Origin of the sequence: Streptomyces sp. NPDC048277 (assembly GCF_040652235.1) — a bacterium.
GTDB lineage: Bacteria > Actinomycetota > Actinomycetes > Streptomycetales > Streptomycetaceae > Streptomyces.
This window is the reverse complement of the sequence record NZ_JBEZLQ010000003.1, coordinates 304,524-329,887: the sequence shown is the minus strand read 5'-3', so window position 1 is coordinate 329,887 and position 25,364 is coordinate 304,524. Positions and strand designations below refer to the sequence as shown.

Annotated in this window: 26 protein-coding genes; 14 read left to right on the top strand and 12 right to left on the bottom strand. The window is 72.2% G+C overall.

The features are described 5' to 3' along the window. Positions 1 to 114: 114 nt before the first annotated feature. Entirely contained in the window at positions 115 to 705 is a 591-nt protein-coding gene (locus tag AB0D85_RS09050; protein WP_362315918.1) for a hypothetical protein, read from the bottom strand. Positions 706 to 732: 27 nt separating this feature from the next. Between AB0D85_RS09050 and AB0D85_RS09045 the strand changes: the two genes are divergently transcribed. The 3 genes from AB0D85_RS09045 to AB0D85_RS09035 all read left to right on the top strand — a co-directional run bounded on the left by AB0D85_RS09045 (position 733) and on the right by AB0D85_RS09035 (position 2,084). Beyond that, a complete protein-coding gene (locus tag AB0D85_RS09045) occupies positions 733 to 969 on the top strand; it encodes a hypothetical protein (RefSeq protein WP_362315915.1) in 237 nt (78 codons plus the stop codon). After that, positions 966 to 1,373 (top strand): carboxymuconolactone decarboxylase family protein, encoded by a 408-nt coding sequence (locus AB0D85_RS09040; RefSeq protein WP_362315913.1) that lies wholly within the window; start codon positions 966 to 968, stop codon positions 1,371 to 1,373. Before AB0D85_RS09045 ends, AB0D85_RS09040 begins: the two co-directional genes overlap by 4 nt. 66 nt (positions 1,374 to 1,439) lie before the next feature. Beyond that, complete coding sequence (locus AB0D85_RS09035; RefSeq protein WP_362315910.1) at positions 1,440 to 2,084, top strand: TetR/AcrR family transcriptional regulator; 645 nt, start codon at positions 1,440 to 1,442, stop codon at positions 2,082 to 2,084. A 23-nt stretch (positions 2,085 to 2,107) separates the two neighbouring features. On the opposite strand, the gene AB0D85_RS09030 is transcribed toward AB0D85_RS09035, so the two are convergent. Then, positions 2,108 to 3,064 carry an ornithine cyclodeaminase family protein gene (locus tag AB0D85_RS09030; protein WP_362315908.1) on the bottom strand — a complete coding sequence of 319 codons (957 nt, stop codon included), beginning with the start codon at positions 3,062 to 3,064 and terminating at the stop codon, positions 2,108 to 2,110. Further along, positions 3,061 to 3,822: a helix-turn-helix domain-containing protein gene (locus tag AB0D85_RS09025; RefSeq protein WP_362315905.1), complete on the bottom strand. Its 762-nt coding sequence runs from the start codon at positions 3,820 to 3,822 to the stop codon at positions 3,061 to 3,063. The genes AB0D85_RS09030 and AB0D85_RS09025 overlap by 4 nt, the downstream gene beginning before the upstream one ends. Before the next feature lie 174 nt (positions 3,823 to 3,996). Here AB0D85_RS09025 and AB0D85_RS09020 point away from each other — a divergent pair, with 174 nt between their 5' ends. Continuing rightward, complete coding sequence (locus AB0D85_RS09020) at positions 3,997 to 5,310, top strand: amidohydrolase family protein (RefSeq protein ID WP_362315902.1); 1,314 nt, start codon at positions 3,997 to 3,999, stop codon at positions 5,308 to 5,310. Continuing rightward, complete coding sequence (locus tag AB0D85_RS09015) at positions 5,307 to 6,395, top strand: membrane dipeptidase (RefSeq protein ID WP_362315899.1); 1,089 nt, start codon at positions 5,307 to 5,309, stop codon at positions 6,393 to 6,395. Before AB0D85_RS09020 ends, AB0D85_RS09015 begins: the two co-directional genes overlap by 4 nt. Here AB0D85_RS09015 and AB0D85_RS09010 read toward each other — a convergent pair. Further along, the gene (locus AB0D85_RS09010) at positions 6,368 to 7,564 is read right to left on the bottom strand and encodes an MFS transporter (RefSeq protein WP_362315897.1); all 1,197 of its coding nucleotides are present in this window, start codon (positions 7,562 to 7,564) and stop codon (positions 6,368 to 6,370) included. The two genes, AB0D85_RS09015 and AB0D85_RS09010, sit on opposite strands and share 28 nt — an antisense overlap. A 54-nt stretch (positions 7,565 to 7,618) precedes the next feature. Between AB0D85_RS09010 and AB0D85_RS09005 the strand changes: the two genes are divergently transcribed. Next, positions 7,619 to 8,362, top strand: coding sequence for a helix-turn-helix transcriptional regulator (locus AB0D85_RS09005; RefSeq protein ID WP_362315895.1), 744 nt, complete (start codon positions 7,619 to 7,621; stop codon positions 8,360 to 8,362). A 23-nt stretch (positions 8,363 to 8,385) separates the two neighbouring features. Here AB0D85_RS09005 and AB0D85_RS09000 read toward each other — a convergent pair whose 3' ends face one another. Beyond that, positions 8,386 to 9,582 carry an MFS transporter gene (locus AB0D85_RS09000; protein WP_362315892.1) on the bottom strand — a complete coding sequence of 399 codons (1,197 nt, stop codon included), beginning with the start codon at positions 9,580 to 9,582 and terminating at the stop codon, positions 8,386 to 8,388. A 105-nt stretch (positions 9,583 to 9,687) separates the two neighbouring features. On the opposite strand from AB0D85_RS09000, the gene AB0D85_RS08995 reads away from it, so the two are divergent. Continuing rightward, complete coding sequence (locus tag AB0D85_RS08995) at positions 9,688 to 10,269, top strand: TetR family transcriptional regulator (RefSeq protein ID WP_362315889.1); 582 nt, start codon at positions 9,688 to 9,690, stop codon at positions 10,267 to 10,269. 42 nt (positions 10,270 to 10,311) lie between these two features. Here AB0D85_RS08995 and AB0D85_RS08990 read toward each other — a convergent pair whose 3' ends face one another. Then, positions 10,312 to 11,667 carry an RICIN domain-containing protein gene (locus AB0D85_RS08990; RefSeq protein WP_362316611.1) on the bottom strand — a complete coding sequence of 452 codons (1,356 nt, stop codon included), beginning with the start codon at positions 11,665 to 11,667 and terminating at the stop codon, positions 10,312 to 10,314. Positions 11,668 to 11,860: 193 nt separating this feature from the next. Here AB0D85_RS08990 and AB0D85_RS08985 point away from each other — a divergent pair, with 193 nt between their 5' ends. Continuing rightward, complete coding sequence (locus AB0D85_RS08985; protein WP_362315886.1) at positions 11,861 to 12,400, top strand: GNAT family N-acetyltransferase; 540 nt, start codon at positions 11,861 to 11,863, stop codon at positions 12,398 to 12,400. Positions 12,401 to 12,560: 160 nt separating this feature from the next. On the opposite strand, the gene AB0D85_RS08980 is transcribed toward AB0D85_RS08985, so the two are convergent. Both AB0D85_RS08980 and AB0D85_RS08975 read right to left on the bottom strand, forming a co-directional pair. Next, positions 12,561 to 13,136, bottom strand: a complete 576-nt coding sequence (locus tag AB0D85_RS08980; protein ID WP_362315882.1) for an SMI1/KNR4 family protein — start codon at positions 13,134 to 13,136, stop codon at positions 12,561 to 12,563. Positions 13,137 to 13,178: 42 nt separating this feature from the next. Next, positions 13,179 to 16,178, bottom strand: a complete 3,000-nt coding sequence (locus AB0D85_RS08975; protein WP_362315879.1) for a glycosyl hydrolase — start codon at positions 16,176 to 16,178, stop codon at positions 13,179 to 13,181. Positions 16,179 to 16,450: 272 nt separating this feature from the next. On the opposite strand from AB0D85_RS08975, the gene AB0D85_RS08970 reads away from it, so the two are divergent. Beyond that, positions 16,451 to 17,389: an amidohydrolase family protein gene (locus tag AB0D85_RS08970; protein ID WP_362315877.1), complete on the top strand. Its 939-nt coding sequence runs from the start codon at positions 16,451 to 16,453 to the stop codon at positions 17,387 to 17,389. Between the two features lie 11 nt (positions 17,390 to 17,400). Here AB0D85_RS08970 and AB0D85_RS08965 read toward each other — a convergent pair whose 3' ends face one another. Together AB0D85_RS08965 and AB0D85_RS08960 are read right to left on the bottom strand one after the other, a co-directional pair. Continuing rightward, positions 17,401 to 17,907 (bottom strand): hypothetical protein, encoded by a 507-nt coding sequence (locus tag AB0D85_RS08965; protein ID WP_362315874.1) that lies wholly within the window; start codon positions 17,905 to 17,907, stop codon positions 17,401 to 17,403. Between the two features lie 75 nt (positions 17,908 to 17,982). Next, positions 17,983 to 18,612 carry a TetR/AcrR family transcriptional regulator gene (locus tag AB0D85_RS08960; protein WP_362315871.1) on the bottom strand — a complete coding sequence of 210 codons (630 nt, stop codon included), beginning with the start codon at positions 18,610 to 18,612 and terminating at the stop codon, positions 17,983 to 17,985. Between the two features lie 81 nt (positions 18,613 to 18,693). Here AB0D85_RS08960 and AB0D85_RS08955 point away from each other — a divergent pair, with 81 nt between their 5' ends. Genes AB0D85_RS08955 through AB0D85_RS08940 form a run of 4 tightly spaced genes read left to right on the top strand, consistent with a single transcriptional unit; the run spans position 18,694 to position 22,776 of the window. Continuing rightward, a complete protein-coding gene (locus AB0D85_RS08955; RefSeq protein ID WP_362315868.1) occupies positions 18,694 to 19,491 on the top strand; it encodes a sugar phosphate isomerase/epimerase in 798 nt (265 codons plus the stop codon). Continuing rightward, a complete protein-coding gene (locus AB0D85_RS08950; protein ID WP_362315865.1) occupies positions 19,491 to 20,609 on the top strand; it encodes a Gfo/Idh/MocA family oxidoreductase in 1,119 nt (372 codons plus the stop codon). Before AB0D85_RS08955 ends, AB0D85_RS08950 begins: the two co-directional genes overlap by 1 nt. A 53-nt stretch (positions 20,610 to 20,662) precedes the next feature. After that, positions 20,663 to 21,766 (top strand): Gfo/Idh/MocA family oxidoreductase, encoded by a 1,104-nt coding sequence (locus AB0D85_RS08945; protein WP_362315862.1) that lies wholly within the window; start codon positions 20,663 to 20,665, stop codon positions 21,764 to 21,766. Continuing rightward, a complete protein-coding gene (locus AB0D85_RS08940; protein ID WP_362315859.1) occupies positions 21,763 to 22,776 on the top strand; it encodes a sugar phosphate isomerase/epimerase in 1,014 nt (337 codons plus the stop codon). The genes AB0D85_RS08945 and AB0D85_RS08940 overlap by 4 nt, the downstream gene beginning before the upstream one ends. Before the next feature lie 33 nt (positions 22,777 to 22,809). Here the strand turns inward: AB0D85_RS08940 and AB0D85_RS08935 are convergent, their stop codons facing one another. Continuing rightward, positions 22,810 to 23,253, bottom strand: coding sequence for a universal stress protein (locus AB0D85_RS08935; RefSeq protein WP_362315856.1), 444 nt, complete (start codon positions 23,251 to 23,253; stop codon positions 22,810 to 22,812). 163 nt (positions 23,254 to 23,416) lie between these two features. Further along, on the bottom strand, positions 23,417 to 25,048 hold the full coding sequence (locus AB0D85_RS08930; protein ID WP_362315853.1) for a phosphodiester glycosidase family protein: 1,632 nt from the start codon (positions 25,046 to 25,048) through the stop codon (positions 23,417 to 23,419). A gap of 155 nt (positions 25,049 to 25,203) precedes the next feature. Here AB0D85_RS08930 and AB0D85_RS08925 point away from each other — a divergent pair, with 155 nt between their 5' ends. Further along, a complete protein-coding gene (locus AB0D85_RS08925) occupies positions 25,204 to 25,362 on the top strand; it encodes a hypothetical protein (protein ID WP_362315850.1) in 159 nt (52 codons plus the stop codon). Positions 25,363 to 25,364: the final 2 nt, after the last annotated feature.

Here is a 25,364-nt window from a genome sequence, read left to right as displayed (position 1 = left end):
GGCTCAGACCGTGAGGCCGCGGGTGGAAGTGCCCTGCGCCCGATGCCGCACGGCCTGCCCCACCAGCTCCTTCACCCGGGCGACCGGCACCGGCACCCCCGGTGTCTCCCGGAATCAGCGCTTCGCCTCCTCCTCGCTCAGCCCCTCGGGGCGCTCGGCCATGTACGGCCGGACGTAGACCGGCGTGCCCGGCTCGGTGCGCCAACTGTCGGCGAGCAGGCCGGTGTCGACGGCGTCGTAGCCGAGCACGTCCAGCAGCCGGCTCACCGTTTCCTTGGCCTGCGGGTCGTCACCGGCGACCGGCAGGGCGCTGCGGTCCGGGGCGCCCGCGGGGCGGGCGCCGGTGGACAGCCGAGGGAAGTCGATGTTGTTGAAGGCCTTCTCCACCCGCGCGCTGGCCAGGTGTCGCCGGACCGGCTCCGAGGGCGTCACCTCGGCCGTATCCCGGACCGCGGTCACCCGAAGAGAGCGTCCGCGAGGCGACGCCAGCCTTCCCGCATGCCCTTCCCGATCGGCTGGCCCTCCCGCCGCGAAGTAGGTGTCCAGCCGCTCCTTGATGCGCGCTTCGTCGCCCCAGACGACGATCGCGTCGACGAGCCGGTCGCTGCCGCCGTTCGCCAGATCGTCCTCGGTGAAACTGTCCCTCAGGAAAGTGTTGATGTAGTTCGGCAGGTTGCGGGACGTGGGGATGTTCGCATGGCCCATGGCGCGCGCCCGGCCGGGATCCGTTCCGTGTCAACTGCCTGGTCCCCGGCCACCTCCACACCCCCATGGGCGACCAGGGCGGGGCAGGAGGCCGGGAACTGCGGCGCAAGGCCAACTACCTGGGCCGCGCTGTTCATGACGAGCCCGGAGTCACGGTGGATCACCGGCACGGTGCTCCCGGTGGACGCCGGCACCACCGCCTCGACCGGCCTGGGCATGCTGGCCCGCCTGACCGCACCCGACGACAACGGAGCACAGCGATGAGCAGGACGGAACAGGACACCGCCGCCGCGCGTTCCCGGCGAGCGGCCGGAGAACGCGTGGTCCAGGAGATGCTGGGCGAGGAGTTCATGGCCGCGAACATGGGTGCCCAGCCCGAGGGGGACGGGCCCGTGTCCACCCTCGCCCGGCTCGCCCTGGAGCAGGTGTTCGGTGAGATCTGGGCCCGCCAGGGCCTCGACCGGCGCAGCCGCAGCCTGATCACGCTGGGCGTCCTGATGGCCCAGGGGCATCAGACGGAGCTGCGCAACCACGTCGTGGCCGGCCAGGCCAACGGGCTCAGTCCGGAGGAGATCCTGGAGGCGGTCCTGCACACCGTCCCCTACATCGGCTTCCCGGCCGCCGGCCAGGCGATGGCCACGGCGACCCGCACGCTCGCGGAGGCATAGCCGGTGCGGGGCGGGCCGCCGGGGCAGGCGGTCCGCCCCGTCGGCGCATACACCACAATGAGAAAGGTGACCGACCAGCCAACCGCCACCGTACGCAGACGCAACCCGCGAGGGCAGGGTGACCGCCTCCGCCAGGACATCCTGGAGGCCGTCGCCCGCCTGCTCGACGAGAAGGTGGCCAACGACGCTCTCCCCGTCTCCCTCCGCGAAGTGGCCCGGGAGGTCGGCATCGCCGCCCAGAGCATGTATCTGCACTTCGCCGACAAGGACGAGCTCGCCCGCGCGGTGACCGAGGACGGCTACGAGCGCCTCGTCACCGCCATGCGCGACGCCGACTCCGAAGCGGCTGCCGACGGAGCCGACGCCCGCGAGCGGCTGCGGGCCCAGTCCGAGGCCTTCTGCACCTTCGCCCGCACCCAACGGGGCGTCTACCGGCTCATGTTCGGTTACGACGCCACCGCCTTCGGGATCCCCCGCGAGTCCCATCCCGCGCTCCGTCTGCGGCAGCAGTGGGTCGACGCCCTGAGCGCCTGCGAGGACGAAGGGCTGAGCTGGCCCGACGGCACCGAGAACGCCGCCATCACCCTGTGGTCGGCCCTGTTCGGCCGCTTCGCCCTGTGGAGCCAGACCTTCGGCCGTCAGGACCCGGAAGAACTGACCGCCTTCGCCCACCGCACGGTCGACACCCTCCTGCGCGACGCACGTCATTGAGACCGGGCGCGGACCGGGATCCGTCACAGGTCCACCCGCACCCCCCACCCCCGCGCACCTGCCACGTCGTGGGCCACCCGGACCGCCGCGACGTCCAGGGCGGCATGACCGGTGGACTTGAACAGGGTCAGGGCACCGGTGTCACCGCCCCGTCCCGGATGGTCCCCGGCGAGCACGGAGCCGAGGAGGGTCACCGTCCGGCCGGGGGAGAGGTCCTGGAGTTCATGGGCACCCGCCGGCGGCGGGAACGCGGCCGCGCCCGTCCACTCGGCGAACAGGACCGCGTCCCGGACCGTGCCGGGATCCAGCTCGGGCCCCTGCGCACCGCCGACCGAGGAGAGGTGGACGCCGGGCGAGAGCCACTCCCGGCGGATGACCGGAGCGGTGGCGCCGGTGCAGCAGAACACCACATCGGCTCCGCGTACGGCGTCCTCGATACCCGGGGCGACCCGCGCACCGGGATACAGCGCGGCCGCCGCACGCGTCCGCAGCGGGTCTCGGCCCGCCACGGCCACCTCGGCCTCCGGTCGTACCGCCGCGAGCAGCGCCAACTGGGCGCGTGCCTGGGCCCCCGTCCCGACCACCGCCACCCGTCCGAGACCGGGACGGGCGGCCAGCGCCAGCGCGCTGTGCGTGGCGGACGCCGCCGTACGGACCTCGGTCAGGGACTCGGCGTCCACCAGCGCGATCGTCCGTCCGTCGTGCTCGTCGAACAACGCGACGAGCCCCCGGTGGAAACTGCGTCCGGGGTGCTCCGGATCGGCGGTCACGGTGACCAGTTTCGCGGCCAGCCCTACTCCGGGGACGTAACCGGGCATCGCGCCGAGCAGGCCGGAGGGTGTCAGGGCGGCGATCCGCGGCGGGACGGAGACCTCGTCACGGGCGACGGCGACGAGTGCTTGGGCGACCGCGTCGAGCACGGCGGCCGGCTGCAGCGCCGCGGCCGTCTGCCGACGGTCCAGCACCAGAACGCCGCTCACCGGCCGGCCTCCGCCGCGTCGGCGGTCAGCGCCGCCACCAGCTCATCGGCGGCGGCGCGCAACTCCCGTTCCACTGCGGTCAGTTTCGGCCCGTCGAACTCCGCGTCCGGTCCCACGACCGTCAGCGCACACACCGGTGCGCCCGGACCGGGCACCACCGCCCGGCTGACGGAAGCCACCAGCTTGTCGTTACGTCCGTGCTCCACGGCGACACCGGTCTGTTCCACCTCGGCCAACTCCCTTGCGATATCGCCGTCGTCGTCGGTCAGCGCGCCCAACCACCGCTTCCTCGCCTCCGGTTCGAGCGCGGCGACCAGGGCGAGCGGCCCGGCGAACCGCCGTACCGGCAGCAGCTCGCCCCGCAAGTGGCTGATCATGGCGAGCCGTTCGGGCCGGACCACGTCGATCACCCGGGCGCCGCCCTCCTCCAGCACCTGAAGGTTGACCATCATCGAGGTCGCGCCGGACAACCGCTCCAGCACCGGACGGGCCAGCGCGGTCAGCGAGTTGCCCGCGGCCGACGCCGACATCCGCAGCACGGCGACGCCGGGCAGGTAGCGGTCACCGGCCCGCAGCACCCAGCCCCGGCGGACCAGGTCCAGCAGGATCCGGTACGCGGTGGCGCGGTGCAGCCCGACCTCGGCGGCCAGTTCGGTCAGCCGCACCGGGTGCGGTGCGCGCGAGACGGCCTCGACCAGATCGAGCGCCTTGTCCACGGCCGACCGGGGCGGCCCTGCGGCAGGAGGTGCGTCGGGCATGGCGGCGGCTCTTCCCTCTCGTCCCCGGTGCGGCTTCGGCCCGGTCCGTCCTGTCCGGTTCGGGCCCTTGCGGGGGTCCACCGGCCGCAGAGTACAGTTACCCGCGTTTTCGCCACACGATACAGCTGTTACCCACGCCGTAACAGTGGACAGTTTCGCGGACCGAAGGTGACCATGACCGATCTGTCCCCTGGTGCCCCGACCCCCTGGGCCGCACCGCCCGCCGGCACCGTCATGATCTACCGCGGCGCCACCCTCTTCGACGGCACCGGCAGCCCGCCCCGGCCGAACACCACGATCGTCACCGACGGCGCCCGGCTCCACACCGTCACCGGCGACGCCGACCCACTGCCCCCGCTCGCCACCGACGCTCCCCGTGTCGACCTCGACGGACGCTTCGTCGTCCCCGGCCTGATCGACACCCACCAGCATCTGGCCACCCCGCCCGACCGCCCCGTCGCCGAGGCGGTGCTCCGGCGCCTGGTCCACAGCGGGGTCACCGCCGTCCGCGACATGGCCGACGACCTGCGCCACATCGGCGACCTCGCCCGGGCCACGCTGGTCGGCGAGATCCCCGGCCCCGACATCCGCTACGCCGCCCTCATGGCCGGACCCACCTTCTTCGACGACCCCCGCACCCATGAGGTCTCGCGGGGTGCCGTACCCGGCGCCGTCCCCTGGATGCAGGCCGTCACCCCCGACACCGACCTGCCCATCGCCGTCGCCCTGGCCCGCGGCACCCACGCCGCCGCGATCAAGGTCTACGCCGACCTGGACGCCGCGACCGTCGCCGCCGTCACCGCCGAGGCACACCGCCAGGGCATCGCCGTCTGGGCGCACGCCACCGTCTTCCCGGCCACGCCCGGCGAGGTCGTCGGCGCGGGCGTCGACAGCGTCTCCCATGTCACGCTGCTCGCCTTCGAGGATCCCACCGAGCCGCTGACCGGCTACAAGACCAAACCACCCGTCGACCACGACCGTTTCGCCGCGGGCGACGACCCGAAACTGGCCGACCTCTTCGCCGAGATGCGCCGCCGCGGCACGGTCCTCGACGCCACCGCGTCCATGTGGACGAGCGACGAACTCCGGGGCGACACGCCCGAGTCCGCCGAACGGGCCCGCCGCAACGCGGAGTTCACCGCCGCCGTCACCGCCCAGGCGCACCGCGCCGGAGTCGACCTCTGCACGGGCACCGACCACGAGACCGACCCCGGTGACCCCTTTCCCGCGCTCCACGGCGAACTCGCCTTCCTCGTCGACCACTGCGGCATCCCCGCCGCCGACGTCCTGCGCTCGGCCACCTTCGTCGGCGCCCGGGCCGCCGGCACCGAGGCGGACATGGGCAGTGTCGAACCCGGCAAGCTCGCCAACTTCGCCGTCCTGGACGAGAACCCCCTGCGGGACATCGGCAACCTGCGCACCATCGCGTTCACCGTCAAACGCGGACACCGTTTCGACCGCGCCGAGTTCGAGAAGGACGCGCAGTGACCGACACCGCCGCACGCCCAGTGATCGTCAACGCCCTGGGCCAGCTCGACAACCCCAACGCCCCCGCCGCCCGGGCCGCCGCCACCCAGCTCAACCCCGCCAGCGACCAACTCGCCGTCGACGCCCGCGCCATCGCCGACGCGCACGCCTCCGGCCTCACCGCCGTCAACATCACCCTCGGCTACACCATGGGCGACCTGCCACCGTACGAGCACACGCTCGACGAGCTGGCGGTCTGGGACCGGATCATCGACGACCATCCCGCCGACCTCCTGAAGGTCCGCACCACCGCCGACATCCACCGCGCCCACCGCGAACGGCGGATCGGTGTCGTCTACGGCTTCCAGAACGCCGTCGCCGTCGGCGAGGACCCCGACCTCGTCGACAGCCGCGTCGCCACCTTCGCCGACGCCGGCGTGCGTGTCGTCCAGCTCACCTACAACCAGGCCAACCACCTCGGCGACGGCTCCATGGCCACCGCCAACCGCGGCCTGACCCCCTTCGGCCACCGGGTCGTCGAGGCACTCAACGACCACCGTCTGATGGTCGACCTCTCCCACAGCGGCGAGCACACCTGCCTGGACGCCGCCCGGCACTCCCGGCAGCCCGTCTCCGTCAACCACACCGGCTGCCGCGCCCTGGCCGACCTGCCCCGCAACAAGACCGACGAGGAACTGCGCCTGGTCGCCGACCGGGGCGGGTTCGTGGGCATCTACTTCATGCCCTTCCTGAACCTCACCGGGCACGCCACCGCCGCCGACGTCGTCGAGCACATCGTCCACGCGGTCGACGTCTGCGGCGAGGACCACGTCGGCATCGGCACCGACGGCAGCGTCACCGCCGTCGACGATCTCGACGCCTACCGTGCCGCCCTCGCCGAACACGTCGCCGCCCGCCGGGCCGCCGGCGTCGGCGCGGCCGGCGAACGGGCCGACACCTACCCCTTCGTCGTGGACCTGCGCGGCGTCGACCAGTTCCGCGACCTGATCCGCCTCCTGGAGAAACGCGGCTACCGCTCCGAACGCATCGAGAAGATCCTCGGCCGCAACTTCCTCGACTACGCCGACCGCGTCTGGACGGCCTGACCGCCGACCCCGTGCGCCGTACCGCGGAACCTCGGCACGGCGGGCTCGCGCAGGGTGCCGAACAACAGTCGGCTCAGCACGGGCATCAGGACCAGCGGCGCCAGGGCCAGCTGCAGGGAGGTGGCGTCGGCGAGCCGGCCGAGCAGGGGCCCGGCCAGGCCGCCGACGCTCACGGTCAGACCGAGGGTGACCCCGCTGGCCGTGCCGATCCGCGAGGGCAGATAGTCCTGCCCGAGCGTCACCTGGAGCGAGAACGGCACGTACAGCCCGACCGACGTCAGCGCCACGAACCCGTAGAGGGCCGGACCCGGCACCCACACCACACCCGCCACCGCCGCGACGGCGAGGACGTACGACCAGCGGCAGACGGTCACCCGGTCCCAGCGGCCCGCCAGGGACCCGCCCAGAACCGAACCGATCGCGCCCCCGAGGTACAGGACCGTCAACGCCGCGGTACCGGCGGCCGTGCCACCGCCCGTGCGCTGCTGGGCGTAGAGCGAGACGAAGGTGCTCAGCCCGACGAACGCGATCGACCGGAACACCACGGCCAGTGACAGCCGTACGAACGACGCCACGTCGTCGCTCCCGCCGGACACCGGCGCGCCGCCGGCGTGGGCCGTCCCGTCCCGGAGGCCGCGCAGCACCGGCAGGCTCAGCACGGTCCCGGCCAGCGCCGGTATCACCAGCAGGGGTGTCCACCCCAGACCGCCGGTGGCCACCACGGCACCCACCATGAGCGGGGCCAGCGCGAAACCGATGTTGCCGCCGGTGGCGAACACCCCCATCGCGCGATGGCTGCCCCCGCCGGCGAGACGCGCCACCCGGGCGGACTCGGGGTGGTAGGCGGCCACCCCGATCCCGGACAGCGCCACGAACACCAGGGTGAGCGCGTAGGAGCCGTTGACCCCGCTCGACGCGACACCGGCACCGCTCAGCAGGGTGCTGACCGGCAGCAGCCAGGGCATCGGCCGGCGGTCGGTGAGCGCCCCGAACAACGGCTGGGCCACCGAGGAGAGGACGGACGCGGCCAGTACGACACCGGAGGCGACCGCGTAGGAATAGCCCCGCTCGGAGACGAGGAACGGCAACAGCGCCGCCACGGAACCTTGGTAGATGTCGACACAGGCATGGCCGACGGACAGCAGAGTGATCGATGTGTTCCTTCGCACCCCGCCATGCTCCGAGCCGGGCGGCCTGTCCCGCTTCCGGTAATCTGCCAGGTGATGACGGAAATCCGCCACCAGCCCGTCGCCCCGACCCACACCCGATGGCTGGCCCCCGGCCACGAGATCGACGCCCACCGGCACGACGACCACCAGATCGTCTACGCGGGCCGCGGAGTGCTGGCCGTGACGACGGGCGCGGGCTCCTGGGTCGCCCCGGGCAACCGCGCCATCTGGGTACCGGCCGGCACCGTCCACGCGCACCGCGCCTACGGCGAACTCGAACTGCACCTCGTCGGACTGCCCGCCACCGAGAACCCGCTCGCGCTCGACGCCCCCACCGTCCTCGCCGTCGGCCCGCTGCTGCGCGAGCTGATCGTCGCCTACACCCGCGGCGAGGACGACGGCAGCCCCGAACGGGCCCGCCTCCGCGCCGTCCTGCTCGACCAGCTGCGGGCCTCACCGCAGCAGCCGCTCCATCTGCCCACCCCCACCGCACCCCTGCTGCGCGACGTGTGCGCGATCCTCCGGGCGGACCCGGCCGACGCCCGCACCCTCGGGGAACTGGGCCGCGCCGTCGGGGCGAGCGACCGCACCCTGTCCCGGCTCTTCCGCGCCGACCTCGGCATGACCTTCCCGCAGTGGCGCACCCAGCTGCGCCTCCAGCACGCCCTGCTCCTGCTCGCCGACCGCAGCCCGGTGACGGCGGTGGCGCACGCCTGCGGCTGGTCGTCGGCCAGCGCGTTCATCGACGCCTTCCGGCGGGCCTTCGGCCACACCCCGGGCGCCCACCCGACCGGTTGACGGGCGGCACCGGCAGCGGCAGGTCACCCGCGGGCCGGTGCCGCGTCCCCTACCTCCCGCGGTGAACGGGCGGCGGGCGTGGCGAACACCGCGGCCACCACCAGCACGAGCACCAGGATCAGCGCGTGCCGCAGCCCGAAGTGCTCGCCGAGGTAACCGAGGGACGGCGGCCCCACCAGGAAGGCGACATAGCCGACGGTCGCGGCCAGCGAGACACGCGCCGCGGAGTTCTCACCGGAATCACCCGCCGCGGAGAGCGCGACGGGGAATCCGAGCGACGCCCCCAGACCCCACAGGACGGCGGCGGCAGCCGCGACCGCCTGGTTGTCGACGAAGATCACCAGGGCCAGTCCGGCGGCTCCGACGACCGCGCTCCCGCCCAGCGCCGCCGCCCGCCCGAACCGGTCCACGAACCGCCCGCCGACGAAGCGCCCGACGGTCATCGCGGCGGCGAACACCGCGTACACCGCGGAGCCCAGCGCGGCGTCGAAGCCGTGGCCGTCCACCATCACCAGCGGCAGCCAGTCGTTCGCGGTGCCCTCGGCCATGGCGAGGGCGAGGATGACGCAGCCGATGAGCAGCAGCGCCGGGTCCTTCCACACCGCCGCCCGCGCCGCGCCCGGCTCGTGGTGCTCGGCGACGGTCCGCCGTCCCACTTCGGTGGGGACACGCCGGATGACCAGGGCGAGCGCGGCCAGCACCAGCCCCGTGACGGCGAGGAGATGCACCACCACGGGGAAGCCGACCGCCGTCAGGCACATACCGATGACCGCGCCGACGACGGTGCCGAGGCTGAAGAAGCCGTGCATGGCGGGCAGCGTGGAGCGGCCGAGCAGCCGCTCCACCTCCGCGCCCTCGATGTTGAGGGCCACCTCGCCGCCGCCCATGCCCAGACCGAACAGCGCGAGGCCCAGCGCCACACCGGGGCCCGATCCGGTGGCGGCTCCGACGCCGACGACCGCGGCACCGGCCGCCACGGTCGACGTTCCGGCCAGGATGACGAGCCGGGCACCCCAACGGGCCACGACCGCGCCCGAGCACAGGATGCCGATCATCGAGCCGACCGACAGCCCGAACAGGATCAGCCCCATCTGCGCCGTGGACGCGCCGAGCAGATCGCGGACGTCGGGGGTGCGGGTGACCCAGGAGGAGATGATCAGGCCGGGGGCGAAGAACAGGACGAAGACGGCGGTACGGCGCCGGGCGAGGTCGGCGGTCATGGACGGTGGCTCCAGGGGTGTCTGCGCATGAGTCTGTACGACCGTACACACTAGTTGTACATCTGTACACACTCTGGAGCGGTCAACCCATGACACATTGAGGGCGTGAGCGGCACACGACGCGAGGTCCCGAACGATCCCGGACGCAAGGAGCGCATTCTCGACGCAGCCCTCGACGTGATCGCCGAGAGCGGCGTGCACCGGACCACCCATCGCAGGATCGCGGCACACGCGGAGGTCCCGCTGGGCTCCTTGACGTACTACTTCGACGGCATGGCGGACCTGCTCGCCCAGGCCTTCGCCCGGCTGTCGGACACCATGTCCCGGCTCTACCGGCAGACCCTGCAGTCCGCCGCCTCGACGGCCGAGGCCGAGTCGGCCGTCGTCGAGCTGATCTGCGGTCCGGCCTACGCCACGGAACGCGACATGACCCTCATCTTCGAGATGTACGCCTACGCCAATCACAACGAGGCGGTGTCCGTCACGACCCGCACCTGGCTCGAACGCAGCCGGGACAGCCTCGCCCTGCACTTCACCCCCGGCGTCTCCCGTGCGCTCGACGCGCTGATCGAGGGCTGGCCGATGCACCGCGCCTTCGCCGACGCACCCCTGGACCGGCGGCTCGTCGCCGAGACCGTGCACGCGATCGTCGCCGCCGGGCCGCGGCTCTCCACGGACGACACCTGAAACCGGCCGGAACGGCAGCGTGCCGCCCCGGCCGGCGGACGGTCACTGGCCCGGCGTGAGGATGTAGGTGTTGAGGGTGCCCACGGTGCTGAGCGGGGTCGGCGAACCCGTGTCGTACCGGTCCACGGCCAGGTAGTTGGGCTTCTTCCGGGCGGCGGGCGTGCAGAAGTTCAGTGCCCGGTTGAGGAGCTTGCCGTTGTCCGTCGCGGCGGTGGAGGCGATGGGGTAGTCCCGGAAGTGGTTCATCACGAACAGCGGGTGGAACGCGGACGAGTCGGTGGTGAGCGGCCGGTCGGTGCCCCAGCGGCTGTAGCAGGACCAGTCCGAGTCACCGAGACCGGCGCCCATGGACCAGTAGTTCTCCACGGTCCACTCGCGCTGGTACATGACCCCGAAGGTGTCGCGGGTGGTCCAGCCGTTGGCGGTGTCGCTCGCACGCGTCCGGTCGCTGAAGATCAGCAACTGCTTGCCGCGCGCGGCGAGATCGGCCATCGTCGGCCAGCCCTTCGTGGCCACGCCCTCCTGGTCGGGCCGGTACAGCACGTCGGACAGTCCGCTCACGCCCGCGAGGGAGGACTTCAGCACGTCGGAGGAGGCGTAGTCCTCCAGGAACACCGTCGCGAACTGCCCGGGGTTCGCCTTGAGGAAGTCGACGATGCGCTGGAGGTCGGTGGCGAGCGGAACCGGACTGCTGACGCCGTCGCAGCTGTTGTGGCAGAGCACGGCCTGGCCGGAGACGGTGTAGTCGTCGAGCATGAACCCGCGCACCCCGTCGGACAGTTGCCGGCTGATGCCGTAGTTCTGGTTCGGGAACAGACTGACCGGGAACGAGGCGAAGTTGCCGTCTGAGCTGTTGGCGAAGGCGTTGTGGGCGGTCAGGAAAGTGACCTGGTCGAGGGTGCGGGTGTCGGCGGAGGGCATCGCCGTGGTGGCGTAGGAGACCGGGGTGAGGTACCAGCGGGCGAGATCGCCGGAGGAGCCCAGCTGTACGGCACCGGAGTCCGAGGACGATCCCGTCAGGTACTGCGAGGTACCGGGGACGGTGACTGTGTACGTGCTGTCGGCGCCGGCGGTGACCGTCCAGGTGGTGCCGTCCGCACCGCAGGTGGCGGTGACCGCGGCGGTACCGCTGCGCCCCAGGCAGGTGCCGGACTCGTCGGCGTTCTGGAGCTGGTAACCACCGCTGACCGCCACGGCGGTCCACTGCTGGTGGTCCTCGTTGCCCTTGGGGTTGTGGGCCGCGACGGTGCCGCTGCTGTCGGCCGCGTTGAGGCCGGTGACGTAGTTCTGGAGGTAGACCGAGGCGGTGGGGACCGCGGCCGAAGCGGCGCCGGGGAGCAGGACGGGCGCCGACAGGGCGAGGACGGCGGAACAGCACAGGACGCGCAAGGGGCGCAGACGCACGGGAAATCCCTTCGCTGTGGCAGGAGTTGCCGATGGTGACAGAGTCATGGGATACCCGCCGGAATGTGTGCGGCGCCAGTCGTCCAACCTGAATTCCACATCACACAACGAAACTTGATGGTGCGTCAGTGAACAGAAGCCAAGCGTTTCCGGTTCGATCGGTCGGGCCGTCTGTTAGCGTGCGCGGATGGAAGATCTTGGACGCGTGGCGTGGCCGCCCGAGCCGATCAGGACCGAGAGGCTCGTGCTCCGTGAGCCCGAGGCGCGGGACCGTGCGGCGTTCATCGAACTGCTCGCCTCACCGGAGGTGCACACCTACCTCGGCGGTCCCCGCCCGCGTGACGAGCTCGAGCGCGAGACGCCGGAGGTGCCCCAGCGGTGGCCCGGGAGTTTCTTCGTCGAACTCGACGGGGCGATGATCGGCCACATCCTGCTCAGGAGAGCAACCGGTCACCGCCGTCCGGCAGCCGTGGGGAAGGCCGATCTCGGCTACCTGTTCATGCCGCGGGCGTGGGGATTCGGGTACGCCGCCGAGGCGTGCGCGGCGGCACTCGACTGGTTCGACGGCGTCTTTCCCGGCGAGCCGGTGGTGCTCGCCACCCAGACCGCCAACGCCGCTTCGATGCACCTCGCGGCGAAGCTGGGGTTCACCGAGGTGGAGCGCTTCGAGGCCTGGGACGCCGAGCAGTGGCTCGGCATGCGGTCCCCGGTCACGCCGTCCGGTTGAGATGGCGAAGGCGCCCCGCGGTTTCCGCTTCTCACCCGCTCCGGTCGCCGTGCCACGGCCGGCGGGGGCTGTCGCCGAACCGGAGGGTGGGACACGGGCCGTCGGCCGGTCCGAAGTCGCCCGACCCGGCCCGCTCCAGGGCGTCGTCGAGCCAACGGCCCTACCAGGTGCGGAAGTCGGTCTCCAGGCAGTACATCCCGGTGGCGCTCTCCAGGGAGTCCACCCACACCGTCCCCCGCCGCGGTCCGCGCAGCACGAGAAAGAACCAGTCGCCGCACCCGTAGTCCGCGATCGGCAGCCGCCCGTCGCTCCAGGGGGAGTCGAGGTACTGCCCCTGGAGCCGCTCGAAACCCGCGCCGTAGTCCGGGTCGGTCTCCAGGCGGGCCGCATGCGCCTCCCAGTCCTCCGGCCCGCCCAGCAGCTCCTGGAAGTCGACGTCCCCGGTGAGCGGGCTGTCCGCACCCAAGGCCTCCCGGCCCCACCCCTCCGTGATCCGTCCGGTGGCCTCCGCGAGCGGCAGGATGCCGTAGTACGGGCCCGGAGCACCGTCGCCGGCGACCGACAGGAACGCCCGGTAGTCCTCGGGCAGCCGGACGCCCACCAGCCCTTCCAGCGCCTCCAGTTCGCGCTCGCCGACGGGCCGCCCCGGCCGGTACCCGTGGGTGGCGGAGCCGAACAGCGCACGGCCGGGGTCGGCGGCGTCGAGCTGCCGCAGCTTTCTGACGATCTCGTCCACGAAGCGGCATCCTAGGCCCCGTTCACCGGGCCGCCGACCGGCTCAGGCCACGGACCGCTGGGCGTACGGGACGAGTTGGACCGGGCCGACGAGGCCGTACGCCTGGCGGGTGGCCGTTCCGAAGACCGCCGGGTTGCTGATCCGCAGCCGGTTGAACAGCGGGGTGGCGACCTCCACTTCGACGGTGTTGGAGCCGGGGCGGAGCAGTGCGCCGAGGTCCACCACGGGGTTGAGGCGGTCGACGGGACCGAGCCGGGTGCCGTTGACCGTGACCCGGCAGGTGTCGCTGACACCGCCCAGCCGCAGCACGGCGCCCATCGAGGAGGTCCACGTCTCCGGAAGCGTGACGGTCGTGCGGTAGCGGCCGATGCCGCCGACGTCGGCCAGCTCCGGGATCTGCGACCAGGGCAGCAACGCGTCGAGGGCGAGGGTGTGTTCGACGATCTCGGTGCTGGTGGCGTCGGCGCCGGGCCGCCAGTCGTCGACCGCGAGACTCCACCGGTCGAGGACGACGGCCGCGGGGACCTCGGAGAACTCCGCGGTGATCGTACGGCCGTTGGACAGGGTGGTGGTGTACGTGCCGGCCGTCGCCGCGCGGACGGTCAGCGAGCCGTCCGCGAACAGCACGCTGTCCGCGTCGGTGGCCACCGCGTGCGGACGGGCACCGGTACGGTCCCCGAACACGGCGGGCCTCGCCAGCGCGACGACGAGCGTCTCGCCGGGCTGGAGCGTCACCCGGAACGTGAAGGCGTCCCCGTCCTGGGTGTACTGGGCGAGCCGGGAGACCCGCCCGGTCCAGGGATCGAGGAGGTAGGGGACCGTGCCGGAACCCGGGTGCCGGGTGCTGCGCAAGGTCACCGAGTGGTCGATGGCGGCGACCGGCGGCTTGACCGTCTCCGCGTGCTTGCCGTTGCACAGGTAGTAGAAGTCGGCCTCGTCGGTCACGCGGTGCGCGTTGAGGAGAGTGGAGGACGTGGCGTAGGTGACGTCCGGCGTGACCCCGAGTTCCGTGAAGGCCGCGCCGACCAGCGTCTTGTCGCTGACCTGTCGGACGTTCGCCAGGGCCAGCAACTCGGCGGTGAGGGCGCGCAGTTCGGCGGTCTCACCGCTGTCGGGGAGCCCCGGGGTGAGGGCCTGGTCGAAGGCGCCGAGGAGCACGGTGGGCAGCCCGGCCCGCGCGAAGCCGAGCAGCCGGCGGGCGTCGGCGACGGCCAGCGTGGGGGTGGAGCCGTAGAAGAAGTCGCCTTCGAGGAAGAGCGCCTTGTAGGCGGGCCCGTCCGGCGCGAGCCGCTTCCCGGAGACCCTGGCCGACGGCAGGTCGAGCAGGGGCCCGCTGAGGAACTGGTGGGTCCAGCCGAGCGGAACGCCCGTGGAGGTCAGCCAGGACGCGCCGATGCCGGTCGCGGTGTAGCCGGTCTGCCGGAAGACGGCGACGTCCGCGCGGGCGGTACCGGACTGGAGCACCTGGTGCACACGGCCGAGGTAGCCGGCGACGTCCGGGGCGTGCCGCCACGTCGGCTGTCGCGGCCCCCACGACTCGCCGTATCCCGGCGCGCCGCCGTACGGGCTGAACGCGGCGAACCCGGGCCAGCTGACGCCCGGCGCGGTGGCATAGGAGAAGCCGTGGATCACCGTCTGGTTGACGCCCGCCGCGTACGCACCGCCCATGGTGCGCAGGAACCTGTCCCAGGTGGTGTTGTAGGCGCCGCCGGCGTACGCGCCCGCCTCGCACGACAGCACCCGTCGGCCGGCCATGTCGCGGCCCCCGGCCAGGCAGCGGTAGTCGTCGAGGTTCTTGAAGCCGAGGGACTCGCCCTCGGGGATGTCGAGGACGGCCGCCGAGGCGATCGCGTCGGTCTGCAGGCCGTACGGCTGTGAGCGCAGCTTCATGCCGTGCCCGTGCGCCCACTCCTTGAGCGCCCCCAGGTGGTGCTCGTTGAACAGGTTCGACACGGTCTCCCAGAAGTCGTGCCGGATCTCCTGGGTGAGCCGGGCCTCGAAGGCGAAGACCTGGTTGCCGCTGTCGAGGACGACGGCCGGCAGATACGGCAGCAGGTCGCGCCCGGTGTGCCGGCGGAACGCGTCCGGCAGTCCGGGGGTCCACTGCAGCGCCTTGGTCTCCAGTTCCACGGAGTCCTCGAAGAAGGCACCGCCCGCCGATCCGAGCAGTCTGCGCAGGGTGGGGTCGAGGATCTCGCCGTCCCAGTAGCGGGTGACGGCTGCGGTCCCCGCCGCGCTGAAGTGGTCGACGACATATGCGGCGGGGGAGGAGTGCGGTCCCGCCTCGGGCTGCTGCCCCGAACCCCGCTGCCAGTACGACAGGATCACCCAGGTCGCCTGGTCGGGCGGGGTCCAGCTCAGGTTGCCGTCCGACACCTGGGCGGTGAGGTCGGTGACGCTGTCCGCGTCCAGCCCGGTCGCCTTGCCGCTGGAGTAGGCGGTGTTCACCCGGGCGGCCTGCACCGCGAGCAGGGTCTGCACGGTCACGCCGGAGGCCGCCGCGCGGACCGGGGCCGGCACGGGTCCGTCGTAGGCGGCGCCACCCGTCGACGTGGCCTTCCCGTAGGCGAGTTCCTTCACCGCCGCGTCGTCGTCGGGGGTGACGCCCGGTACGGCGACGGGCCAGCTCGGGCCGAGGGTGAGGTCGACGGTCAGACCGCGCCGGGCCGCCTGGCGCAGCGCCGCCGCCACCCCGTCCCGCCAGGCGGTGCTGCCCCAGCCGTGGTGGGCGGTGTCCAGCACGGAGGTGTCGGTGACGCTGTGGTGCACGGCAGCGATCTCGGCCCCGCCGAATCCCGCGTCCGCCATCTGGTCGATCTCCCGCGCGACCTCGACGGGGTCCACCAGCCCGTCCGGCCACCACCAGCGGAACCTCGGCCGGACCGCCTTCGCCGGTGCGGCGAACCAGTCCGCCGCGGGTACGGCCGGCGCGGCGACGGCCCTCGCCGCGGGCCCGAGCGGAGCGAGCACACCGGCCGCCAGGCCGGCCGCCAGCACCGACCGACGGGTTGTCCCGCCGCGCTGAGAGGGGGATTCGAGCATGGTTCAGCCCCAAGTGGTCCCAAGGGTGGTCATGGACAAAGCTCGATTGAATCGATTCATTCACATCGGGCGCGGGAACCGTAATCCGGGCTTCGAACTGAGGTCAATAGGCTCGACAACGATTCAAGTTGATGACATTGGAGGGCAGGACCCCGGCGCGGCGAATGTCCGTCCGTCGTCCCGGGCGGAGGGTTGTCTGTCCTGAGGACACGGCGAACCCCTCGGCGGAGAGGGGCTGGACTCGTCGCCCGACGGCACCGATCGTGGGCGGTATGAACGATCACCGCACGGCACCCGCCGACCCTGCCGAACCCGCCACCGCGCACGGCCCTTCCGGTACGGAGGCCGACGAGGTCCGCCGGTTCCAGGAGCGGCTCGGACTTCCCGGGCTGGTCGACGTCCACACGCACTTCATGCCCGAGCGGGTCCTGCACAAGGTCTGGAACTACTTCGACACGAACGGACCGCTGATCGGCGGGCTCGCATGGCCGATCACCTACCGGAAGGAGGAGGCGGAACGGACCGCCCTCCTCCGGGAGTTCGGCGTCCGGGCCTTCACCGCGATGCTCTACCCGCACAAGCCCGGGATGGCGACCTGGCTGAACGCGTGGGCCGCCGAGTTCGCCCGCCGTACCCCCGACTGTCTGCACACCGCGACCCTCTTCCCCGAGCCGGGCGTCGAGACGTACGTCCGCGAGGCTGTCGACGCGGGCGCCCGGGTGTTCAAGGCGCACGTCCAGGTGGGGGCGTACGACCCGGCCGACGAACTCCTCCGGCCGGCCTGGGGATTGCTGGCCGATGCCGGGATTCCCGTGGTGATCCACTGTGGCTCGGGTCCCGCGCCCGGCAAGCACACCGGACCCGAGGCGATCGCACGGGTCCTGGCACGGCATCCGAGGCTGCGCCTGATCGTCGCGCACATGGGGATGCCCGAGTACGAGGACTTCCTCGGCCTGGCCGAACGGTACGAGGAGGTGCGGCTGGACACGACGATGGCGTTCACCGACTTCACCGAGCAGTTCATGCCGTTCCCGCGCCGCGCCGTGCCCCGGCTCGCCGCCCTCGGCGACCGCATCCTGCTCGGCTCCGACTTCCCCAACATCCCCTATCCGTACGTGCACCAGCTGCACGCCCTGGAGCGTCTGGACCTCGGACAGGAGTGGCTGCGGGCGGTGTCCCACGACAACGCGGCACGGCTGTTCGGGGTGTGAACCGAACGAGCTCAGTCCCCCGGCGTCGCGGCCACCACGGAGATGCCCGACTCCTGCGCGTCGAACATGCCGATCAGCTCCGCCAGCCCGACCGTGCCGCCCACGTGGTCGATCAGCACGACGGACTGCGGTACGCCGTCGTGCTCGGGCGGCACGAAGTCGGTGACGGTCTCACGGCGCACGAGCACGACACAACCGTCATGAGCGGGGTCGCTGGGCAGTTCGGCGAGGTGTGCACGCAACGCGGCCGGATGTGACTCCAGGTCGCCGGCGAGGAGGTTCCGGTGGGCCAGCAGGGACACACTGAGCCGTTCCCCCGCCCGCTCGTACCGCGCCCAGAGATCCCCCGGCAGCAGGTAGAACACGCCCTCGTCCACCTCGTGCCCCCGGTTCTTCAGCACACACACCATGGGCTCGGCCGGGTCGGAGGACGCCTGGTCGATGGCCAGGATCACTCCCTGGGCGTCAGGGTCGAACGAGGGGATCCTGCCGATCCACATGCGGGCGGTGCCGTCCATGGCCCGCATTCAAGCACACGGTTCCACCGGCGGCTCACGGTCCTCCGCGCTCCGGCTCCCGACCGCCGGACGGGCTCAGGGGAGTTCGGCGCCGATGAGGTTGCGCAGCATCGTGCGCAGATGGGCCGGCATGTCGATGACGTCCGGGCTGAGCAGCCACTGGATCTGCAGGCCGTCGATGAAGGCGATGAGGTCCGCCGCCAGCCCCGACGCCTCCACATGGGGGCGCAGGAGTCCGCGTCGTGCCAGGTCGTCGACGGCCGACTGCATCTGCCGGCGGGTGCGTTCGTAGCGGGCGACGAAGTACGGCCGCGCCGGGTGGTCCGCCGCGGTGGACTCGCTCGACAGCACCGCGAACAGGCTCACGATCAGCGGGTTGGCCTGGTTGTGCGCGACGAGCCGGATCATGCTGGCGAAGTACTCCAGGCCGTCGTGGTTGACCGCCCCCGACCGGAAGAAGTGCTCGTCGTCCTGGCGCTCGCGCTCCTCCAGGACCGCCTCCAGCAGCGACTCCTTCGTCGGGAAGTGATGCAGCAGCCCCGCGCGCGAGACACCGCAGGCGGCGGCGAGCTGGACCATGCTCGCGTTGCGGTAGCCGACCTGCCCGAACGCGGTGAACGCCGCCTCGATGATCTGCGCGCGCCGACGCTCCCCCTTGGGGTAGTTCCGTGGGGCCGTCCCCTGCCGTGCCGCCGCCCTTTCCATACGAAGATGCTAACCACCCCTAGAAACCGTCACCCCTGTCGGTATTCTGTTCTCCGACCGTCCGCCCGAGAGGAGTCCCTCATGTCGACACCGCAGATGTCGGTCCAGCTCTACTCCGTACGCAAGGCCCTGGAGGCCGACGAGGACGCGGCCCTGGGCCGCCTGGCCGCGCTGGGACTGAGCAACGTCGAGGCCTTCGGCTTTGTGCACCGCGCGGACGAACTCGCCGACGCACTCGGCAGGCACGGCCTGTCCGCGCGCACCGGACACGCCGGTTTCCTGTCGGGCGACGGAGCGTCCGGAGCCACCCTGGACGAGACGTTCCGGGCTGCCCGCCGACTGGGCGTGGAGATCCTCTTCGACCCGTTCGTGCCCGCGTCCCGCTGGGCCGACGAGAAGGAGATATCCCGCACCGCCACCCTCCTGAACGAGGCCGCGGCGCGCGCCGCCGACCACGGTCTGCGGGTCGGCTATCACAACCATTCGCAGGAGTTCGTGCACACCGTCGGGGGCGTCAACGCCTTCGACCGCTTCGCCGACCAGCTCAACCCGGAAGTCGCCCTGGAGATCGACCTGTTCTGGGCCTCGGCCGGCGGCAACGACGTCGTCTCCCTGCTGAACCGGCTGGGCTCACGCGTGCGCGCCCTGCACGTGAAGGACGGTCCGGTCATCGACGACCCGTTCACCTCGGGCGCCCCCTTCGACCCGGCCGACACCCGGCAGGTCGCCGCGGGCAGGGGAGAGGTACCGCTGGACGCCTCGCTCGACGCGGCCCGGCACGCCGAGTACGCCATCATCGAGTTCGACCACTACGACGGTGACATCTTCGAGGGCATCGCGGCCGGCGTCTCCTACCTGAACGGGAAGGGCATCGCCTGATGGCGGCACGGAACCCGGTCGGCGTCGGCGTCATCGGCGCCGGCAACATCAGCGACCAGTACCTGACCAACCTCACCAGGTTCCCCGACGTCCACGTGGCCGTCGTAGGAGATCTCGACACCACGCGGGCCGAGACCCAGGCCCGCAAGTACGGCGTCGAGGAGTGGGGAACCGCGGCGGATGTCCTCGCCCACCCGGACGCCGACATCGTCGTCAACCTGACCGTCCCCGCCGTCCACGCGGAGGTCAGCTCGGCGATCCTCGCCGCGGGCAAGCACGTCTGGTCCGAGAAGCCCGTCGCCGTCGACCGGGCCGACGCCCGAGCCCTGCTCGACCAGGCGGCCGCGGCCGGCCTGCGGATCGGCGTCGCCCCCGACACGATTCTAGGCCCCGGCCTCCAGACGGCCCTGCGGGCGATCGCCCGCGGCGACATCGGCACCCCGCTGTCCGCGCAGACCGTCATGCAGTACGCGGGACCCGACCTGTGGCACCCGAACCCCGAGTTCCTCTTCGCCGAGGGCGCCGGACCCCTCTTCGACATGGGGCCGTACTACCTCACCACCCTGGTCTGTCTGTTCGGCTCGGTCACCCGGGTCGCCGCGCTCGGCTCGACCGCGCGCGAGGTCCGCACGGTACGCAGCGGCGAGCGGGCGGGCACCGAGTTCACCGTCGCCGTACCCACCCATGTCTCCGCGCTGACGCGGTTCGAGGGAGGCGGCGTCGGCCAGAGCGTGTTCAGCTTCGACTCCCCGCTCACCCGCACCGGATTCGTCGAGATCACCGGCACCGAGGGCACCCTGGTCCTGCCCGACCCCAACACCTTCGCCGGCGACGTCAGGATCACCCGGGTGCCCCAGCGGGGCCGGGACCCGGAGTGGGAGACCGTCCCGCCCGTCGGCGTCGAGGCCGGCCGCGGTCTCGGCGTCCTGGACATGGCACGGGCCATCCGCGGCGGACACCCCCACATCGCCACCGGCGACCTCGGCTACCACGTCCTGGACACCATGATGTCCATCGACGAAGCCGTCGCCTCCGGCGAGACCGTCCACGTCACCAGCGCCGCCCCCACGACACCGCTCGTCCCCGAGGACCGGGACCCCTACGGAGCCACCCTGTGACCGAACCCCTGCGTGCCGGACCTTTGCGCGCCGGACCCCTGCGTGCTGGACCCTTGCGCGCCGGATTCATCGGCGGCGGCTTCATGGCGGCCGTGCACACCCGCGCGAGCCGCGCCGCCCGCGGCCACCTCGCCGCCCTCGCGAGCTCGACCCCGGAACGCGGTGAGCAGGCCGCACGGGACCTCGGCGTCGAACGGTCCGAAGCGGACGCCCACAGCCTCACCGCGGCCGGCGACCTCGACATCGTCCACGTGTGCAGCCCCAACCGCCTGCACACCGAACACACCCTGGCGGCGCTGGCCGGGGGCGCGCACGTCATCTGCGAGAAGCCGCTGGCGACCACGGCGGCGGACGCCGAACGCCTGGTCCGTGCCGCGCACGAGGCCGGACGGGTGGCGGCGGTCCCCTTCGTCTACCGCTACCACCCGATGGCCCGCCAGGCCCGCTCCCTCGTGGCCGACGGCCAACTCGGCACGGTCCTCACCCTGGACGCCGCCTACCTCCAGGACTGGCTCCTCGACCCCGGCGACACCAACTGGCGCACCGACCCCGAGGCCGGCGGTGCCTCCCGCGCCTTCGCCGACATCGGCTCCCATCTGTGCGACCTCGTGGAGTTCGTCTCCGGACAGCGCATCCACCGACTCACCGCCCGCACCCGGACCGTCTTCGGCCGCCGCGCCGACACCGAGGTCACCAACGAGGACACGGCCGCACTCCTCGTGGAACTCGGCAACGGGGCGCTGGGCACCCTGCTCGTCAGCCAACTCGCCCCCGGCCGCAAGAACAGCCTCACCTTCGAACTCCACGGCACCCGCCAGAGCGCCCGCTTCGAACAGGAACGCCCCGAGGAACTGTGGATCGGCAGGCGAGAGGGATCGCAACTGCTCCTGCGTGACCCCGCGACCGCCGCCCCCGACTCCGCCCGTATGTCGGTCCTGCCGCCCGGACACGCCCTGGGATACCAGGACGCGTTCACGGCGTTCGTCACCGACGTCTACAGCGCCGTACAGGGCGGACACCCCGAGGGAATGCCGACGTTCGCCGACGGACTGCGCGCCGCACGGCTCACCGAGGCCGTACTGGCCTCCGCCGCGCAGCACGGCGCCTGGATCGAGACCGCACCCGAGACTTCAGCCGAGACGGAGGACCGCACATGACCGCATCCACCCACCCCGTCACCCTGTTCACCGGACAGTGGGCCGACTTTCCCTTCGAGGAGGTCGCCCGGCTCGCCGCCCAGTGGGGCTACGACGGCCTGGAGATCGCCGCCTCGGGAGACCACCTCGACCTCCAGCGCGCCGACGAGGACGACGCCTACGCGGCATCACGCCTGGAGATCCTCGACCGGCACGGCCTCAAAGTCCACGCCATCTCCAACCACCTGGCCGGACAGGCGGTCTGCGACGCCCCCATCGACTTCCGCCACCAGGCGATCCTGCGCCCCTACGTATGGGGCGACGGCGACGCGGAAGGCGTCCGGCAGCGCGCCGCCGAGGACATGAAGCGCGCCGCGCGCGTGGCCCGCAAACTCGGTGTGGACACCGTGGTCGGCTTCACCGGCTCCGCCATCTGGCCCTACGTCGCCATGTTCCCGCCGGTCCCCGCCTCCGTCATCGACGCGGGCTACGAGGACTTCGCCACCCGCTGGAACCCGATCCTCGACGTGTTCGACGCGGAGGGCGTGCGCTTCGCCCACGAGGTCCACCCCGGCGAGATCGCCTACGACTACTGGACCAGCGTCCGCACCCTGGAGGCGATCGGCCACCGCGAGGCCTTCGGCTTCAACTGGGACCCCAGCCACATGATGTGGCAGAACATCGACCCCGTCGGCTTCATCACCGACTTCAAGGACCGCATCTACCACGTCGACTGCAAGGACACCCGGCTGCGCCCCCGCAACGGCCGGGCCGGCGTCCTCGGCTCGCACCAGCCCTGGGGCGACCCGCGCCGGGGCTGGGACTTCGTCTCCACCGGCCACGGCGACGTCCCCTGGGAGGACGCCTTCCGAGCCCTGGAGTCCATCGGCTACGACGGTCCCATCTCCATCGAGTGGGAGGACGCCGGCATGGACCGCCTGCACGGCGCGGCCGAGGCGGTCACCTTCGTACGATCGCTGCTCTGGCCCCTTCCGAAGGCGTCCTTCGACGCCGCGTTCAGCAACCAGTAGCCGACCCGGGCCGCCAGGCTGCCGGTCAGGCAGTCAGGCGGTCTCGGAGCGCACGATCACGACCGGGCAGGGGGCGTGCTGGGACACGTGCTGGCTGACGGACCCGAGCAGCGCGCGGGCGAACCCGCCGCGCCCCTTGCTGCCGACGACCACCACCTCGGCGCCCTGCGCGGCCCGCAGCAGGATGTCCGCGGCATTGCCGTGCACCACATGCGAGTCGACCGAGCCGGCCGCGTCCGCACCCAGCACGTCGGTCAGTTCCTGCCGCATCCGCTGCCGGGCCTCCTCCTCGTCGATGTCCATGTCCACGGCGGGCCCGGACCAGTTCTGCAGCCCCTGCAGTTCCCAGGCGGCGATCGCCTCGACGGCGCCGCCGACGAGAGCGGCGTAGCGCACGCCCCAGCGCAGGGCGGCGTACGAGGCCGGTGATCCGTCGACGCCGACCACGACCCTCGGCCCGGAGGCATGCCTGTCCATGTGTCCCACCTCTCCGACGGCTCCCGCGCAGCCCGGCCGCACGCCTCCACGCTGCGCGAGCCCCGGCCGCCCCGCCAGAAATGGACCGCCAGGCGCATGACGGACGTCGTGCCCGCATCGCCTCGCGGCAGGATCCCGGCGAGGCGATGCGCGCTCCGGCCGGTCAGCCCCGCCCGGTGCCCGGCAGGACCTGGACCGTGTCGCCGACGGCACGCTCCCCGGTCGCGTCGGAGGTGACGTTGACGAGGGAACCGTCGACCGCCATCGCGGTGGAGCCGCCGCCGTCGAGGTTGAGTGCCTGTACGGCGCCCAGGGAGCGCATGAAGTCGGCGGCCTCGGCGAGCGTGAAGCCCTCGCTGACGCCGGGCTGACGGCCGTCGACGGTCACCAGGAGCAGCCTTCCGCGGCGGTCGACACCGGCCAGGGTGCGGGGCTGGCGCACATTGGACCAGGCGAAGCCGAAGGAGAGGTCGAGCGGGTCGAGCGTGCCCTCGGTGGCGGCGTCGATGTGGACGCGGCCGTCCTCGACCAGGGTCGGCGCCGCACTGACGATGCTGTCGTCGGGACCGAGCCGCACCTGGCGCCCCGAGGCGTCCCGGACGACCTCGCGCAGCTCCAGGCGACGGCCCACCTCGGCGTGCTCGGTGAGCCAGTCGGCCGCCGACCCCGTACCCTGCAGGACCGAACCACCGGCCGGCACGGAACCGCCCCGGTCACCGCGGGAGACGACGACACCACGCCGGTCCAGTACCACCTGGACGCCGGTTCCGGTCGGCAGCGGTGCCCCGAACGCGGGGGTGAATCGCACCAGGTCGTCCGCCAGCGTGCAGGTGACGTCCTGACGGGGGAGTGCGGTGGGTACGGCACCCGGACGGCCGCAGTCGCGCACCTTGCCCGGGACCCGGTTGATGCCCTCCACCGCATGGACGTCGGAGCCGATCCGGACGGTGACGGTGGTGGACAGGTCCGCGACCCGCATGTGCCGTCCGCCGTCCTGGAGGATCAGCGCGGCACGCGAGCCGACCGCCATGGACTGCAACTCGCCGTGCACCGCGGACAGTCCGGCCGAGGTGCCCTGGACGCCGTCCGCGTCGGAGGTGACGAAGAACCCGCCGTTGACGCCCACCAGGGAGCCCAGACGGGCCGCCACCGTCGAGGTCTTCTCACGATCGGCGGCATTGCCACCGTCGCTCACCTCGACCGTGCCCCGCAGCCGGGCCGGGTCGATGACGGCGACGTGGACGCGTTCCGCGTCGGCGCGCTGCCGTCCGTCGTAGCCCGTCCACTCGACGGACGTACGGAAACCGGCCGCCGACACCGCCGAGTTGAGCGTGCCCGCCTCGGCCTGCGTGCCGAACGCGCCGACTCGGACCTGCCACCCCATCGTGCCGCGCGGGGTGTCGGAGTACTGGTCCCACGTCACCCGCTCGACGCGCGGTGTGAACCCGGCGGCCCGCAACTGCCCGGCAGTCGTGTCGGCCCAGTCGCGGTCACCGAGCGGGGCCCAACTGGCCGCGCCAGTAAGCCGATTGACGGCCGGGGCCTGGACGGTCACCGTCCACGCACCGGCGGCCTGCGGATCGTTCAGCACCCCGGTGCGCACCTGGACGCCCGGCGCCACGTGCTGCGTCGTCCACGCGATGGCGTCGGCCGCCGGGCTGCCGGCCCGTGCGCTCGCGCTGCCCGGCGGCACGAACGCCACCAGCGCCAGAACGGTCCCCAGGACGAACCCCCGCCCGGCTCTCCGCCGCACACCGCGCACCGCGCGTCCGGACATCTCGGCTCTCACGGACATGCCACTCCTGACGTACGACTCCAGCGATGCCACCCGGCACACCCGCACCGCCCCCCGCCATCCCAGTCCGACGCGAAGGCCCCCACATGAAGGAGCGGGCACCTGCCGGGGAAGCCTCGCTGACATCCGACATACCCGGCAGGCAGGATGGGGTCATGCCCACCCTGGTTGTCGAGATCCACGTACCGTTGCTGCCCACGCCCGGCCTGCCGGAAGGCTCCTACCCGTTTCCCTGGATCGCGTTCGTCAGTGACGACGAGGCCGAGGAGTTCGGCCTCGGACGACGTGTGCCGCTTCCGCTGCCTGCGGCCTGAGG

Bases quoted from the DNA above. Each gene is read 5' to 3' on its own strand.
- AB0D85_RS08960 (WP_362315871.1), bottom strand. From the start codon at position 18,612: ATGGAAAGGGCGGCGGCACGGCAGGGGACGGCCCCACGGAACTACCCC.
- AB0D85_RS09020 (WP_362315902.1), top strand. From the start codon at position 3,997: ATGACCGATCTGTCCCCTGGTGCCCCGACCCCCTGGGCCGCACCGCCC.
- AB0D85_RS09005 (WP_362315895.1), top strand. From the start codon at position 7,619: ATGACGGAAATCCGCCACCAGCCCGTCGCCCCGACCCACACCCGATGG.
- AB0D85_RS09040 (WP_362315913.1), top strand. From the start codon at position 966: ATGAGCAGGACGGAACAGGACACCGCCGCCGCGCGTTCCCGGCGAGCG.
- AB0D85_RS09025 (WP_362315905.1), bottom strand. From the start codon at position 3,822: ATGCCCGACGCACCTCCTGCCGCAGGGCCGCCCCGGTCGGCCGTGGAC.
- AB0D85_RS09000 (WP_362315892.1), bottom strand. From the start codon at position 9,582: ATGACCGCCGACCTCGCCCGGCGCCGTACCGCCGTCTTCGTCCTGTTC.
- AB0D85_RS08950 (WP_362315865.1), top strand. From the start codon at position 19,491: ATGGCGGCACGGAACCCGGTCGGCGTCGGCGTCATCGGCGCCGGCAAC.
- AB0D85_RS08925 (WP_362315850.1), top strand. From the start codon at position 25,204: ATGCCCACCCTGGTTGTCGAGATCCACGTACCGTTGCTGCCCACGCCC.
- AB0D85_RS08985 (WP_362315886.1), top strand. From the start codon at position 11,861: ATGGAAGATCTTGGACGCGTGGCGTGGCCGCCCGAGCCGATCAGGACC.
- AB0D85_RS08955 (WP_362315868.1), top strand. From the start codon at position 18,694: ATGTCGACACCGCAGATGTCGGTCCAGCTCTACTCCGTACGCAAGGCC.
- AB0D85_RS08970 (WP_362315877.1), top strand. From the start codon at position 16,451: ATGAACGATCACCGCACGGCACCCGCCGACCCTGCCGAACCCGCCACC.
- AB0D85_RS08965 (WP_362315874.1), bottom strand. From the start codon at position 17,907: ATGGACGGCACCGCCCGCATGTGGATCGGCAGGATCCCCTCGTTCGAC.
- AB0D85_RS08930 (WP_362315853.1), bottom strand. From the start codon at position 25,048: ATGTCCGTGAGAGCCGAGATGTCCGGACGCGCGGTGCGCGGTGTGCGG.
- AB0D85_RS09050 (WP_362315918.1), bottom strand. From the start codon at position 705: ATGGGCCATGCGAACATCCCCACGTCCCGCAACCTGCCGAACTACATC.
- AB0D85_RS08935 (WP_362315856.1), bottom strand. From the start codon at position 23,253: ATGGACAGGCATGCCTCCGGGCCGAGGGTCGTGGTCGGCGTCGACGGA.
- AB0D85_RS08940 (WP_362315859.1), top strand. From the start codon at position 21,763: ATGACCGCATCCACCCACCCCGTCACCCTGTTCACCGGACAGTGGGCC.
- AB0D85_RS08975 (WP_362315879.1), bottom strand. From the start codon at position 16,178: ATGCTCGAATCCCCCTCTCAGCGCGGCGGGACAACCCGTCGGTCGGTG.